Here is a 15020-nt window from a genome sequence, read left to right as displayed (position 1 = left end):
TATAAACAAAATGAATTTAAAAAATATCTTATTAGCGTTTTTAGTACAATTTATATTCGATTTGTCATTATTTGCAGCTGATCCTATTTTGCTTAATTGTATTGAAACTCCAGGGATTTATGATCTTGAAACAAGGCCAAAAAGCTTTAACTCTTCAAATAATTTAAGAAGAAAACCTGGCTCTCCAAATAATGCAGCAGGAGAATTAATAAATGTAGTGGGTAGAGTTACTGATGTAAATTGCTTACCGATACAAAATGCTGTGGTTTCTATATGGCACGCAGACTCACTTGGTATGAGCTATTATGATGAAAATGTGGAGCTTGATCCAAATTTTGCTGGATCAGGAAGATTTGTAGTAAATAACCTTGGCTATTATAATTTTATTACAATAGTACCAGGTAAAATTGGTGATAGGGCTCCACACATCAACTTTTTGGTCCAACATCCAGATTTTCCAGAATTCACAACACAAATGTTTTTTGCTGATCATAATTGCGATAACTGTGATGATCTTCTTTTTGGTAATCTTATTGAGAGTGGACTTGCAAGCCTTCTGATAGCACCATTTACTTATAACAATCAGGCCATGAAGACCTACACATTTAATATAACCCTAGGTGGGCATAACAAATTTTCTGATAAAAGATAAAGCCCTTGCATATCAGGGGAGTTCATAGTAGTCTTAAGCGCTATTGTACTTAAAATGTATATGAAAAATATCTTACTAATGTTTTTACTATGTTTTATGTGCAGCTTACAATTATTTGCAACGGAGATGTCAACGATGAAGATAACAATTTCTAAAGCTTTACCCGATTTTGAGACGCTAGTGGTAGGTTTGTTTGAGGGTGATAAGCTCATAACTAATGTTCTACAAGATAAGCAAGCTATAGATAACATCAAGAAATTTAGTGGTTTTAATGGAGGTTTTGGTGAATTTTTCTCCGTTACTTCATCAGAGGGAAAAAATATTATAGTTGCTGGTCTTGGAATGAGAGATGAATGGGATGAAAGCAAAGGATTAAATATTGGTGGTAAAATATATTGTGAGCTAAGCAGATTAAGAATCAAGCGAGCAGCTATTTCAATCGAGGGCAGTACAGCAAATGTTGCATATGGAGCATTTCTGCGCAGTTTCAAGTTTAATAAGTATAAAACTAAAAAGGATGAAAAAATTACAGAAGTAGAGGAAATTACATTATTAGTAAAAGATGAACAGTTAAGTAGCATTGAAAAATCATTTGAGCGTTTAAAACACGAAGGTGAAGGCATCTTTCTTGCACGTGCTTTTACTACTGAGCCACCTAATATTTTATATCCAGAGTCTTACGCTAATCGTATAAAAGCTGAACTTACTAAACTTGGTCTTGAGGTTGAAGTGCTTGATAAAAAGCAAATGGAAGAGAAAAAAATGGGAGCCCTGCTTGGAGTAGCACAAGGAAGTAGTAAAGAGCCAAAGTTAGTGGTGATAAAATGGAATGGGGCTTCTCAAGAACAAAAACCAATAGCTTTTATAGGCAAGGGTATAACGTTTGACACTGGTGGAGTGTCACTTAAACCCTCACGCGGTATGGAGTCAATGAAATATGACATGGCAGGTTCTGCTACTGTAGTTGGAGTGATGCGTACTCTAGCTGGGCGAAAAGCAAAAGTAAATGCAATTGGTGTGGTTGCACTTGCAGAAAATGCAGTGGATGGTAATGCTCAAAGACCGAGCGATGTAGTCACTTCAATGTCTGGACAAACAATAGAAATATTAAATACCGATGCAGAGGGAAGACTAATACTTGCGGATGCTTTATGGTATACACAAGATAGATTTGCACCGAAATTTATGATCGACCTTGCAACTTTAACTGGTGCTATAGTGGTTGCACTGGGAAATAATGAATATGCTGGTCTTTTTTCAAATAACGATGAATTAGCGAATCATCTGATTGATGCAGGAAATGAAGTAAATGAAAAATTATGGCGCTTTCCTATGAATGAAACTTATAACAAAATTATTGATTCGCCGATTGCTGATGTGCAAAATATAGCTCCTGCAGGTTCTGGTGGAGATAGTATAATGGCTGCACAGTTTCTACAGCGTTTTGTAAACGACACTTGTTGGGCACATTTAGACATTGCAGGCACTGCTTGGCACGAAAAAGGCACTGATATTTCTCCAAGAGGGGCAGTAGGTTTCGGTGTAAGGTTGCTAAATAAGTTGGTTGAGAAGTATTATGAGATTGATAATTAAGGATCTTTGTATTGAGTTTATAGCTTAATTTACGGCTACATGAATGTCTATTTATAAGACGTAGAAAATGATATCATCAAAGTAACTTACATTTTCTTTTTTGGGGATTCTAAAGTTACACACTTGAGCAGCATCAAGAGAAAGTATTTTGTTCAAATGATGATTGTAATAATGGACTATTAAAACTTTAAAGCTATTTAGCATTGACGGTGTATACTTAAGTGTTAAAATAAAATAAGAAGTTTTTAGGAGTTTATATGGCAGCAGGCGGGAAAGCGAAAACAGCTAGTAAAAATAACCCTACTCAGCGTAAGAAAGCTGAGCAAAAAATGTATAAAGATAAACCGGTAAAACCTGTTAGATATATAGATCGTGACTCGCGCATGAATTATATGTCTGCTCAATATGACAACGGCAATCTGGTTGAAGATGAGGTAAGCTGCAATCCTATAAAGTGGGAAGCTGTATAATAGTTGTGGTTAAAGTTACTATTAATTCTAAGGAATGTGAAGTAGAGCATGGGCTCACTATAATTCAAGCTTGTGAAGTTGTGGGCGTTGAAATTCCACGTTTCTGTTATCATGAGCGTTTAGCAATTGCTGGTAACTGCAGAATGTGTTTGGTTGAAGTGGAGGGTGGACCTCCAAAACCAGTAGCCTCTTGTGCAATGCCAGTTGCAGAAGGGATGGTTATTCACACTGATACCCCTAAGGTTAAAAAAGCACGTGAAGGTGTGCTTGAGTTTTTGCTAATTAACCACCCGCTTGATTGCCCAATTTGCGATCAAGGTGGTGAATGCGATTTGCAAGATATCACGATGGCTTATGGGAAAGGAACCAGCAGACTTGATGGGCATAAGAGGGCTGTGCCAAAAAAACACTTCGGACCACTGATTGAGACTGCGATGAATCGATGCATTCATTGCACTCGGTGTGTTAGATTTTTGTCTGATGTTGCAGGTACAAATGAACTTGGAGGAATCGGAAGGGGAGAAAATGTAGAGATTAGCACTTACATAAAAAGGCATATTAGTTCTGAATTATCTGGAAATATCATAGATCTCTGCCCGGTAGGGGCTTTAACTTCAAAGCCTTACTCCTTTACAGCGCGTCCATGGGAGCTATCACATTGTGAGACTATAGATGTGCTAGATGCTGTGGGAAGTAGCATTAGAGTTGATTATCGTGGCCTGGAAGTTATGCGAATATTACCAAGGCTGAGCGAAGAGGTAAATGAAGAATGGATATCAGATAAAACGCGTTTTGCCTATGATGGACTAAAAGTTCAGCGTCTTGATCAACCTTATGTAAAAAAAGATGGTAAATTAGCCCCAGTTGATTGGAATGAAGCACTAACTGTTGCTGCAAAGAAATTAAAGAATACAAAATCAAATAAAATAGCTGCAATTGCAGGTGATTTAGCAGATTGTGAGTCTATGCTTCTACTCAAAGAAGTGATGCAGAAGCTCGGCTCGGGGAATATAGATTGTAGGCAAGATGGAGCAAAGCTTATACCAAATAATCGTGGGTCATATGTATTCAACACCACTATTGAGGGTATAGAAAATGCAGATTTATGTCTGCTTATAAATACAAATCCAAGAATAGAAGCACCAATAATTAACGCAAGATTGAGAAAGAGATATTTACAAGGTAATTTCACTATTGCAAATATTGGTCCTAATCTTGAATATCTATATAATGTTGAAAGATTAGGTGATGGTCCAAACGTTCTAAAAGAAATAGAAGAGGGAAATCACAAATTCTGCGAGTTACTGAGTGCGGCTCAGAACCCTATGCTAATTATCGGTCAAGATGCATTAATAAGAGATGATTCTGAATCAGTTTTAGCTCTAGCTGGCAAAATTGCAGAAAAATTTAACATGATCAGAGATGACTGGAATGGCTTTAACGTACTGCATAAGGCTGCAGCAAGGGTTGGTGGACTCGATATTGGATTTGTTCCTAGCGAAGGTGGAAAAGACATTAATCAGATGCTAAAACAGGCAGAAAGTGGTGAGATAGAAGTAGTTTATCTTCTTGGCGCAGATGAAATTGATATATCAAAGTTAGAAAGTACATTTGTAATTTATCAAGGCCATCATGGTGATAGTGGAGCACACATAGCAGATGTTATTCTACCTGGAGCTGCTTACACAGAGAAATATGCAACTTATGTAAATACTGAAGGGCGAGTACAGAGAACAAATTTAGCTGTTTTTCCTCCTGGTGAAGCAAAGGAAGATTGGTTGATTATAAAAAATTTATCCCAATATTTGGGCCTTTCCTTACTATACGATCATTTATTTGATGTGAGGAAGAAATTATACACTATTGGTCCACAGTTTAGAGATGCTGACCAAGTGGTGAAAAACAAATGGGTACCAATTACCTGTGATGAAATAAAATTAAGTAATATCTCTTTCACTCTAAAAAAGTGTAATTTTTATATGACAGACTCAATAAGTCGCGCTTCAAAAATAATGGCAGATTGTACTAAGGATTTTTATGAACACTCTACTTAATATTTTATTTATTCTAACACCATTATTACTAATAACTCTGGTATATTTTCAACGAAAATTAAACTCTATATTTTTGTGTAAAGAACAAAATACATTAGAAAAACAGTTCGTTTATAAGCTAGTTGATTTTATCAATGATATTATTGCATTATTTACGGAAGGATATGTATGGATGGCAATAACATTTATTATAGTTAGCGAGGGAAGAGGGAATTATTTGCCTCTCACAATGCTCTTAATTATGATGTCACTAGTGTCATTCATATGCATATCATTTTACTATTCTATTAAGCTAAATGCTGTACAGAAAAGTGTTGTCCTATTGATTTCAATAGGGACATTGTCTTTTGTGTCTAGAGCATTTGCTGTATTTTTTATTGCCACAATTATGAACTATTTTTTTGATTTAGGGTTGCATGTACTTGATATTTGATATTCTTTTTCTTCTTATTCCACTTTTGCTTTCAGTAGCATATTTAGTGTACTTTGAGCGTAAAGTTATTGGTGCAATTCAACTAAGGCATGGTCCAAGTGTAGTAGGGCCATTTGGGCTACTACAGCCATTTGCAGATGCTATCAAATTGATAATTAAAGAGCCGATAATACCATTTAGAGCAAACACCATACTGTTTATTATGGCTCCAATGCTCACCTTTATTTTAGCATTAATTTCCTGGGCAGTTATACCATTTGGAGCTGAAATAATTACAGAAAATGGACAGCAGGTAATAATCCCTAAGGTAATAGCAAATATTAATGTTGGAGTGCTTTATGTGCTAGCTATATCCTCTTTGGGAATATATGGCATTATTATTGCAGGCTGGTCTAGTAATTCTAATTATGCATTTCTTGGCTCTATAAGGTCAGCTGCTCAAATGATTTCATATGAAGTTTCAATAGGTCTAATAGTTGCTACAGTTGTTATTACAACTGGCACATTAAATCTTGGAGAGATGGTGGTAGCGAAACATAATATGCCATTTTGGATTGATTTATTACTAATGCCTATAGGAATAATATTTTTTATTTCTTTGCTTGCCGAAACTAATCGTCACCCATTTGACTTACCAGAAGCTGAAGCAGAGCTCGTCTCTGGGTATAACGTCGAGTATTCATCAATGCCTTTTGCTCTCTTTTTCTTGGGAGAATATGCAAATATGATTTTAGCAAGCGCTATGATGACAATATTCTTTCTAGGAGGGTGGTATCCTCCATTAGAGCTTAGTTTGCTGTATAAAATTCCTAGTTTAATCTGGTTTGTTTTGAAGATAGTTGTACTTTTGTTTATATTTGTTTGGATTAGAGCTACAATACCTCGTTATCGTTATGATCAATTAATGCGTCTTGGTTGGAAAGTATTTTTGCCAATATCGGTACTTTGGGTAATACTCATTTCAGGAGTGTTGCTTTTTACTGGGAATTTGCCTGGATCCAATGTTTAATTTCCCAAATACAAGGTTAAGGCGTAGGCGCTCAGGCAATTGGATTCGCAATTTAACAAGTGAAAGCACTTTATCAGTAAATGATTTGATTTTTCCCTTATTTGTTCATGACGGAGAAGAAACAATTGAGCCAATTTCTGGCTTATCTGATATCAAATGTTATTCAATAGATGGATTAATTTCTATAATTCAGAAAGCTAAGGACTCGGGGATTAATGCTGTTGCAATTTTTCCTGTAGTTGATAGTAAACTAAAATCTGAAAACGCCGAGGAAGCGTACAATCCTGACAATTTAATCTGTAAAGCAATTTGTGCTGTAAAATCAAATGTACCGGATATTGGCATTATTGCAGACATTGCACTAGACCCATACACTACTCACGGTCATGATGGCATTTTAAAAAGCAGTAGGATAGATGTAGAAAATGACGAGACTGTGTCAGCATTATGTAAGCAAGCACTTGTTTTAGCAAAAGCAGGATGCGATATAGTTGCTCCTTCTGATATGATGGATGGCAGGATAGGAAAAATAAGAAAAACATTGGATGATAATAACTTTCAGAATGTGTCAATATTGTCCTATGCAGTAAAGTACTGTTCTAGCTTCTATGCGCCGTTCAGGCAAGTTGTCGGTTCGTGCGCATCATCAAATTTCATTGACAAAAGTGGTTATCAAATGGATTATAGAAATGCACGTGAAGCAATCTGCGAAATCGAAATGGATATAGATGAAGGTGCAGATTTTATTATGATAAAGCCGGGTATGCCATACTTAGATGTAATAAAAACAGCAAGTGAAAAGTTTAATTTTCCGATTTTTGCTTACCAAGTAAGCGGTGAATACGCAATGATAAAAGCTGCAGCAAATAATGGCTGGCTGGATTATAACAGAGTGATTTATGAGTCCTTAATTGGTTTTAAACGTGCAGGTGCAAGTGCAATATTTACCTATGCTGCACTTGATGTTGCAAAAAATTTGGTATCTACTTAGCAGTGTGGAACATCTAAGTAGGTAGCTGGCCGAAGTGACTTGACAAACCTTCCCACTTTCCTTATCATATCAATAAGAGTATTTATCCTTGTTTTTGACCTGCAGGCTCAATCACAAAATTCAGTAAAAAAACTCAAATATTTATTGGCAAATTACACACAAATTGTAGCGGCTGCATGTCTTTTAAATTTTTTCTACATTCAGCCAAATCGCGCTTGTTAGCACATTATCAATTTACATTATTAAAACTCACTACATAGGGATTTTTTTGCCTTTTTTTTCGCCTGGTAAATTTTTTAATATTTATAGTTAAAGCTTCAGGCCAGCGCGTGACCAGTTCTTATTACCTGTTCTGGATCCCAGTACTGGGATGATGCCATCATAGAGATCAGCTGCTTGAATGATGCCCATATTCCAGTACGTATAACGGTGTTATTCCATAGTTTGAGATCAGATGTAAGAATATTGAAGATCTCATTCCAGTACTGGAATCTAGAAAAAAAGAGCCAATCCCTGGGCACTGGGATGACGATAGAAGGGGCAACGGTTATTGCTAAACTTAGATCGTTTTTAACTATTTGCCTTTTTTCTATGCAAGAAGTGTATTGATAAGTCCATTACAATTCAGTATTGTGAAAAATATAAGTCAAGTGTTAGTTAGGACATGGGGATTTTTTTTCAATTTTTGGGTAAGGTGCTAGGCAAGGTTTTTCCTGCCAAAATAGTAAGCTCTTTTTTAGGAGTAGGGTATTTACCGGGTTGGCAGCATTATTGGTCTTCTTTTCTAATATTATTTATTACCGACATTATATTAATGCTTACATACGGAGGTGATTTTATACTATATAAAATGCCGAATACAGGCATAGTTGTAGCTGCCATTTTTACCAAGCTAGCAATAGTTATGTTAGTGCTGCAATTAGTTGCAATATCCATTTTTCACATTCAAGATCCTTCAGCCAGCAGTGATGAGAATATAGTAATACAAATAGCATCAGGACAGGTGCTGACTGTTGCGCTTTCGATGCCGGCAATAATGTCAATTTATTATACTGTAAGTAAATTCTATCTAAGTATATGTAAAGCAATACTTCAATGTCCATTTTGGTTTAATGATCTTATGCATTTGTTCTTTTTCTTTATAATACCTTATTTATTTTTTAATATTGTAGAAGTAATAAAACCATGGCCGATAAGTACGATACAGCTTAGTTATAACAATGCAATATCAATCACATTTGAAGGGATTTTTCATGTGTTTTATGCAGTGATTTTATTGTACTTGACTGCATTTATATTCTGCGATCTGACTATGCATGATGCGATTGTTTTAAACAAAAGCATATTTGAGTATGTAAAAGAAAGTTCAATAGCCTTGAGTGACTATTTTCATGGCACTATTAAAAAAATAAGTATAGAATAGTACTTATTTGCTTATGTATTCAGTTTAAAAGATATACAGTTTGCGTGAATCTACAAGATATAATAAAGGGATTACAAGATTTTTGGGTAGATGAAGGGTGTACTATACTTCATCCATATACGTCTGAAGTTGGAGCTGGAACACTACATCCCGCAACAATCATGTCAGCGATTGACGAAAAATCAACAAAAATTGCGTATCTACAACCAGTAATCAGACCTGCAGATGGACGCTATGGCGACAACCCTAATCGTTTATATCAGCATCATCAATACCAAGTTATAATAAAACCATCTGGCAGCAATTTGCAAGATATTTACTTAAATAGCTTAAAAGCTCTTGGTGTATCGACAAAAGAATATGATATTAAGTTTATTGAAGATGATTGGGAAAACCCAAGTGTTGGTGCATCCGGTCTTGGTTGGGAGGTTACATGCAACGGAATGGAAGTAACACAACTTACTTATATACAGCAAGTGGGAGGTATTGACTGCAGAATAATTCCTGGTGAAGTAGCATATGGGTTAGAGCGTTTAGCAATGTGCATACAGGGTGTAGATAATGTTTACGACATAATGTGGAACGGTAGCGGTGCAACTTATGGAGATATTTTTAAACAAAGAGAGCGAGAGTTTTCTTACCTGGCACTTGATTATTATGATACTAAAGTAGTACAACAGCAGTTTGAGGATACAGAAAAACTGTGTAAATTCCTTGTTGAAAAAGAATTGCCGATAGCAGCTTATGACCAATGTATTAAAACGAGCCATCTACTTAATCTACTTGATGCAAGAGGTGTGCTTGGTGTGAATGAACGTACAGCCTATATTGGTAGAGTGAGAGAGTTAACAAAAAAATGCTGTGAATTATATAGAGCAAAGTAGAATATGTTGTCACAATTATTGTTTGAATGTCTTTCAGAAGAAATTCCATCAAGAATGCAGAATTCATCTGCAGCTCAGGTTAAGAGCTATATCACTAATGCTTTTAGTAAAAATAATGTGAAATTTGCATCTATAGAAGTTTATGTGACTGCACGTCGCATTGCTCTTTTTATTGATGGCATAAGTGCTTTGGAGCTAAAAGATTCTAACAATGAGATTAAAGGACCAAGAGTTAATGCACCGAAAAGTGCTATCGAAGGTTTTTTGAGAAAAAATCGGAAAGGTGAAGAAGATTTACTCATTCGCAAAGTAAACGATGAAGATTTTTACTTCATTAAGAGAGAAAGCTGCTTATTTAACATCAACGGGTTTCTCAAAAATCAACTGGAGGAAATGCTAAAAAACTTTTCTTGGCCAAAGAGTATGAGATGGAGTGAAAGAAAAGAGAGATGGGTTAGGCCAATTAAAAATATTCTATGTATTTTAAATGACGAAATAATACCTATATCTTTTGCAGGGGTTACAGCATGCAACGTGACGTATGGTCATAGGTTTCTTTCAGGTGATGCAGTACTTACTGTTAAAACACCCAAAGACTATTTTGAATTGTTAGAAAAAAATAATGTCATTCTCCAGTTGGACAAAAGAAAGCAATTTATACTAGATCAGATTAATAAGTTTACAAAAGAGGAGAACTTACAACTTGAAAAAAATGATTATTTACTTAATGAATTGGCAGGGCTTATAGAGTGGCCAATAGTATTATTTGGTAAAGTAAAATCATCAGAATTACCGAAGGAAGTAATACTTAGTATAATTAATACGCAGCAAAAGTATCTTGCTTTAAGTGATGGACAGAAAATATCACATTTTGTTACTGTTGTAAATGTTAACAACAATGAAGTTGTTAAAGGCCATGAAAGAATATTAGAAGCACGTCTTGCTGATGCCCAGTTTTTGATATCTCAAGACAAGAAGGAAAACCTAGATTACTATGTCAAAAAATTGAGCTCTATTTCATTTCATGCTTCGCTCGGTAGCGTAGAAGAAAAAGTGAAGCGTATTATCGCTCTTTCAAATTATATAGCGATATTTATTCCACATGCTTCATTAATTAAAGTTGAACGTGCTGCATATTTAGCAAAGGCAGATCTTGCAACGTTGATAGTGAAAGAATTTCCGGGATTGCAAGGAGTAATGAGTGGATACTACGCTTCTTATTTTCAAGAGGATAAAGAAGTAGTGGAAGCTATAACTGAGCACTATAAGCCAATTGGATCGGACCAAGAATGCCCTAAATCTCCTACTGCGATTGCTGTAGCTATTGCAGACAAAATGGATAGTTTGGTTGGCTTAATTGCAGCAGGTGAGAAAATCTCTGGTTCGTATGATCAGTTTGGTTTGCGGAGAATGACAATTGGTATAATTAGAACAATACTTGAAAATAATTTGCATATTCCAATTAGATTGCTGATAGATAAGTCAGTATCTTTATGTTCAAGGCTTCTATTGAATAAAAATATAACTCCAGTTGATAAGCCAAGTGAAAAACAAATTTCAGAACTAGTATTTAAATTCTGCTTAGAAAGGTTCAAGATTATTTTAAAAAATAGAAATATAAGGCAAGATGTTGTAGATTCAATACTATATAAAGTCGATATTAATGATCTGCTGAAAGCGGAAAAGCAAACTGTGATATTGGATCGTTATCTTAGTACAAAAGAAGGTGAACAGGTTCTAAGCACTTATAAAAGAGCCAGTAACATGATGAGCAAAGTGAGAAAAAGTGATGGCACTACTTATAATGCATCTTACAGTAAGAAGTTTTTGATTGAAGATGAGGAGATTGCGCTATCAAATTGTGCTATAGCTGCTTGTAAAAACATCAAACAAGCGATAGAAAATAACGACTTTAATACAGCGCTTGATGAACTTGCTCGTTTTGCTCCATTTATCAATCAATTTATGGACAGTGTAAAGATTAACTGTGATTCTAATGAGCTTAGAATAAACAGGTTGTCTTTGCTTGCAAATGTTGTTTCTACCTTTCATTTAGTAGCAGAGTTTAACCTTATACAGGTTAAACAATTGATAAATGCTCAGGCAATATAAGGAACAAATCAAATCATCTCCACAATCCTGTGGCGTTTATAAGATGGTTGGAGATAAGAATAAGGTTTTATACATTGGTAAAGCAAAAAACTTGAAGTCGAGATTATCCGACTACCTTCAATTCGAAAACCTTTCTGAACGAATCAGAGTAATGATCTCACAGGTTATTAAGGTTGAAATATTCATCACTGAGAATGAAATCGAAGCATTGCTTCTTGAAGCACAGTTAATAAAATCGTTAAAACCATCTTATAATATTTTGCTTAGGGATGGAAAATCTTATCCTTATATAACAATTTCTAAGCATGATTATCCAAGAATAGCGAAATATAGAGGTAAGTTTAAGAAGAATGAGTTTCATTACTACGGCCCTTTTCCATCTGCCGCTGCTGTTAAGAACACTATATTATCATTGCAAAAAGCTTTTCTCTTAAGAGTATGTTCAGATCAATATTTCTCTTCAACAAAAAGACCATGTCTTGAGTATCAAGTTAAGCGCTGTTCAGCACCATGCGTAGATAAAATTACAAAAGATGATTACTGCAAATCAGTAAAACAAGCACAAGATACTCTGCTAGGAAGGAATAAAGAAGTGCAAAGACAGCTATTTTCTACAATGGAAAAGTGCAGTAGGGAGATGAACTACGAGCTTGCTGCTGTCTATAGAGATCGATTGAAATTTCTTCAGCAAATTCAAATGCAGCCAATGGATTTTTCTTTTGAAGAAGATGCAGATTTCTTCAGCATTGTACGTGAGGCAGACTTAGCATGCATTGGTGTACTATCTTTCAGAGATAAAGGTAACTATGGAAGCATTCCTTACTTCATTGAGAATTGTAGTGATCATCCAAATGATGAAATTTTATCCACCTTTTTGGTCAATTTGTATAATCCAGTTAATACACCACCAGCGCAAATTTACGTTCCCGATTTTATTAAGGATAAGGAAATTATAGAACAAGCACTTTATGCTCTTACTCAAAAATCAATAAAAGTTTTGTATGCGAAAAATAGTAAAGAGCGTGATTTGTTGAATTTTATTTACAATAATTCTAAGCATAGCCTAGAGCAGAAGCTTACTGATTATAGAAATAACCTAGAAAAGCTCGAAGAGCTTAGGAAGATTTTCTTGTTACCAAATATTCCAAAGCGTATCGAGGTTTATGATAATAGCCATATATCTGGAAATCAACAAGTTGGTGTGATGATTGTTGCAGGGCAGGAAGGTTTTTTAAAAAGTGAATACAAAAAATTTACTATAAAAGAAGAAAGTTCAGGTGATGACTATAAAATGATGAGAGAAGTGCTGACTAGACGTTTCTCTGGCAATATAAAAGATATAATCCCTGATTTTTTACTGATTGATGGCGGTCCAGGACATGTTTCCATAGTGCAGAATGTATTGGAAATATTGAATATAAAAGTTCCTTTTGCTTGTATGGCGAAAGGTCATGATCGTAATGCAGGAAATGAAAGATTTTATGTGCCGGACAGAGAAGAATTTACTCTAGCAAGTGACAGCAAGGTCATGCTTTATTTACAATTGCTGCGTAATGAAGCTCACCGTTTTGCGATAACTTCGCATAGAAAAAAACGCGATAAACAGTTTTTTGCTTCACAATTAAGTAAAATATCCGGTGTTGGCAGTAAAAGAAAAAAGGCACTCATGTCTCATTTTGGTTCGGTAGAAAATATAAGCAAAGCTTCTCTAGCTGAAATTCAAAACGTACCTGGAATTAGTAAAGGTTTAGCAGAAATCATTCTTCAAAACGTGAATTCTAAGAAAGGTACTCCTAAATAGGTACTCTAAAATTAACCTTTATTTCTTCTTAATAAGACATAAAAAGCTCCTTTGCCACCATGTTTTTTTATTGCTTGCTGATAGTATAAGATCATATTCCGAACTTTTGTGTCATTCAACCACTTATTTAAGCTATTCTTTATAGTGTCTATTTTATCTGTACTATTACCATGCCCCGTAATTACCAATAAGCACCTATTCCCTGCTTGATAATTTTTGATAATAAAATCTATCAATTTACAATAAGCATTATCTATACTATAGCCGTGCAAATCGAGTTTATCGCTTATAAAATATTTGCCCCTATCGATCTTTAATTTTGTATTGTAGTCAAGACAAAATGATGAATCACCATTATCAGTATTAAGAAAATTTTCTTGTAAACTAGAGGCACCTTTATCAATCATAGATTTTATATTTACTTTGTGATCAACTTTCAAAGTAACTTTTCCACATTCTATTGGCTTAACATTTTTTTGCCAATCTAACTCATCATCTGACATAAATTCATTAATTGAACTGCATAATTTTACAACAATATATAAACACAGTAAAATATTGCTTACTCTATAAAAATCTGATTTTTAATAATGAGATGAAATCATCAAAAGCTAATGAAAACTGTTGGATATATGGAAAGCACACTTGTATTTCAGCATTAAGAAACAAAAATAGGCGGTGTATAGAACTGTTAGTAACAGAAAATTTCTACAGAGAATTTGAGAAAGAAATTAAACAATGTGCAGATAGTAAGGGCATTAAAGCTCGACTGGTAGAGAACAAAATGTTCAATGATGTTTTACCCAAAGGTGTAAATCACCAAGGAATTGCTTTAAAAGTTACTCCTATTTTTCACAGCTTAAATATTGAAGAAATAGCTGAAAGATCAGGTGAAAACTCTACTATAGTCATTTTAGATCAAATTACTGATACACACAATATAGGGTCGATTTTAAGAACCTCAGCTTGTTTCAACATTGATGCATTGGTTTTACCGTATCACCATTCACCAAGCGAAAATGCATCTATCGCAAAAACAGCAAGTGGCGCATTAGACATTGTTCCTCTAATATACGTTACAAACATAGTAAAGACGATGGAGTCTTTAAAAAAGATAGGCTACTGGTGTTATGGGTTTGATTGCAATGCAAAGGAAAATATAGATGAAATAAAGAATTTTGGGCAAAAAAGAGTAATTGTTTTTGGTTCTGAAGAGAAAGGAATGCGGAGATTAGTGAAAGAAAGTTGTGATTATCTTTTAAAAATCCCAATGTCAAACGTAATTGATAGCCTAAATGTTTCAAATGCAGCAGCAATAGGACTATATTCCATCTACATTAAAACAAAAATCACTGCAAATTAGTTGCAATGAAAAATATACTTCTTGCCTGCTATCAAGACCGTTGGAATCTAGAAAAAAGAATGCCATTTTAGCTTCACATGCACAGCTGGAAGATGTCATCCCAGTGCATGACACTGGGATCCAGTTAAATTTACGAGTATAAAAGTAATCAACGTTTCTTATGATGGAAAAATGGATTCCAGTGTCTGGGCACTGGCATGACATCTTCCTACAGAATAATGTTCGTACAGCTGTG

Annotated in this window: 13 protein-coding genes; 12 read left to right on the top strand and 1 reads right to left on the bottom strand. The window is 34.8% G+C overall.

Annotated features, from left to right (window positions below; genetic code table 11):
- The first annotated feature begins 10 nt into the window (after positions 1-10).
- The 11 genes from ABWU33_RS06875 to uvrC all read left to right on the top strand — a co-directional run bounded on the left by ABWU33_RS06875 (position 11) and on the right by uvrC (position 13422).
- Positions 11-652: a protocatechuate 3,4-dioxygenase gene (locus tag ABWU33_RS06875; protein WP_264337819.1), complete on the top strand. Its 642-nt coding sequence runs from the start codon at positions 11-13 to the stop codon at positions 650-652.
- Between the two features lie 135 nt (positions 653-787).
- Positions 788-2245 (top strand): leucyl aminopeptidase, encoded by a 1458-nt coding sequence (locus tag ABWU33_RS06870; RefSeq protein ID WP_246433126.1) that lies wholly within the window; start codon positions 788-790, stop codon positions 2243-2245.
- 257 nt (positions 2246-2502) lie between these two features.
- Positions 2503-2715 (top strand): hypothetical protein, encoded by a 213-nt coding sequence (locus tag ABWU33_RS06865; protein ID WP_211907752.1) that lies wholly within the window; start codon positions 2503-2505, stop codon positions 2713-2715.
- A gap of 5 nt (positions 2716-2720) precedes the next feature.
- Entirely contained in the window at positions 2721-4769 is a 2049-nt protein-coding gene (gene nuoG, locus ABWU33_RS06860) for an NADH-quinone oxidoreductase subunit NuoG (RefSeq protein WP_353280674.1), read from the top strand.
- Positions 4770-4842: 73 nt separating this feature from the next.
- Positions 4843-5202, top strand: a complete 360-nt coding sequence (locus tag ABWU33_RS06855; RefSeq protein ID WP_250120279.1) for a hypothetical protein — start codon at positions 4843-4845, stop codon at positions 5200-5202.
- A complete protein-coding gene (gene nuoH / locus ABWU33_RS06850; protein ID WP_211907759.1) occupies positions 5186-6211 on the top strand; it encodes an NADH-quinone oxidoreductase subunit NuoH in 1026 nt (341 codons plus the stop codon). Before ABWU33_RS06855 ends, nuoH begins: the two co-directional genes overlap by 17 nt.
- A complete protein-coding gene (hemB, locus tag ABWU33_RS06845; protein WP_353280673.1) occupies positions 6204-7202 on the top strand; it encodes a porphobilinogen synthase in 999 nt (332 codons plus the stop codon). Before nuoH ends, hemB begins: the two co-directional genes overlap by 8 nt.
- Before the next feature lie 664 nt (positions 7203-7866).
- Positions 7867-8625, top strand: coding sequence for a phosphatidylglycerophosphatase (locus ABWU33_RS06840; protein WP_211907765.1), 759 nt, complete (start codon positions 7867-7869; stop codon positions 8623-8625).
- A 44-nt stretch (positions 8626-8669) separates the two neighbouring features.
- Complete coding sequence (locus ABWU33_RS06835; RefSeq protein WP_211907766.1) at positions 8670-9509, top strand: glycine--tRNA ligase subunit alpha; 840 nt, start codon at positions 8670-8672, stop codon at positions 9507-9509.
- Between the two features lie 3 nt (positions 9510-9512).
- Positions 9513-11621 (top strand): glycine--tRNA ligase subunit beta, encoded by a 2109-nt coding sequence (gene glyS, locus ABWU33_RS06830; RefSeq protein WP_250120280.1) that lies wholly within the window; start codon positions 9513-9515, stop codon positions 11619-11621.
- On the top strand, positions 11605-13422 hold the full coding sequence (gene uvrC / locus ABWU33_RS06825) for an excinuclease ABC subunit UvrC (RefSeq protein ID WP_211907768.1): 1818 nt from the start codon (positions 11605-11607) through the stop codon (positions 13420-13422). The genes glyS and uvrC overlap by 17 nt, the downstream gene beginning before the upstream one ends.
- Before the next feature lie 11 nt (positions 13423-13433).
- On the opposite strand, the gene ABWU33_RS06820 is transcribed toward uvrC, so the two are convergent.
- Entirely contained in the window at positions 13434-13925 is a 492-nt protein-coding gene (locus ABWU33_RS06820; protein WP_211907769.1) for a Smr/MutS family protein, read from the bottom strand.
- Positions 13926-14017: 92 nt separating this feature from the next.
- On the opposite strand from ABWU33_RS06820, the gene rlmB reads away from it, so the two are divergent.
- Entirely contained in the window at positions 14018-14785 is a 768-nt protein-coding gene (gene rlmB, locus ABWU33_RS06815) for a 23S rRNA (guanosine(2251)-2'-O)-methyltransferase RlmB (RefSeq protein WP_353280672.1), read from the top strand.
- Positions 14786-15020 lie beyond the last annotated feature (235 nt).

It is taken from the genome of Wolbachia endosymbiont (group B) of Cyclophora punctaria (assembly GCF_964028235.1).
Lineage (GTDB): Bacteria > Pseudomonadota > Alphaproteobacteria > Rickettsiales > Anaplasmataceae > Wolbachia.
This window is presented reverse-complemented; position numbering and strand designations above follow the sequence as displayed.

Bases quoted from the DNA above. Each gene is read 5' to 3' on its own strand.
- glyS (WP_250120280.1), top strand. From the start codon at position 9,513: ATGTTGTCACAATTATTGTTTGAATGTCTTTCAGAAGAAATTCCATCA.
- ABWU33_RS06820 (WP_211907769.1), bottom strand. From the start codon at position 13,925: ATGTCAGATGATGAGTTAGATTGGCAAAAAAATGTTAAGCCAATAGAA.
- ABWU33_RS06840 (WP_211907765.1), top strand. From the start codon at position 7,867: ATGGGGATTTTTTTTCAATTTTTGGGTAAGGTGCTAGGCAAGGTTTTT.
- rlmB (WP_353280672.1), top strand. From the start codon at position 14,018: ATGAAATCATCAAAAGCTAATGAAAACTGTTGGATATATGGAAAGCAC.
- uvrC (WP_211907768.1), top strand. From the start codon at position 11,605: ATGCTCAGGCAATATAAGGAACAAATCAAATCATCTCCACAATCCTGT.
- hemB (WP_353280673.1), top strand. From the start codon at position 6,204: ATGTTTAATTTCCCAAATACAAGGTTAAGGCGTAGGCGCTCAGGCAAT.
- nuoH (WP_211907759.1), top strand. From the start codon at position 5,186: ATGTACTTGATATTTGATATTCTTTTTCTTCTTATTCCACTTTTGCTT.
- ABWU33_RS06875 (WP_264337819.1), top strand. From the start codon at position 11: ATGAATTTAAAAAATATCTTATTAGCGTTTTTAGTACAATTTATATTC.
- ABWU33_RS06870 (WP_246433126.1), top strand. From the start codon at position 788: ATGAAGATAACAATTTCTAAAGCTTTACCCGATTTTGAGACGCTAGTG.
- ABWU33_RS06865 (WP_211907752.1), top strand. From the start codon at position 2,503: ATGGCAGCAGGCGGGAAAGCGAAAACAGCTAGTAAAAATAACCCTACT.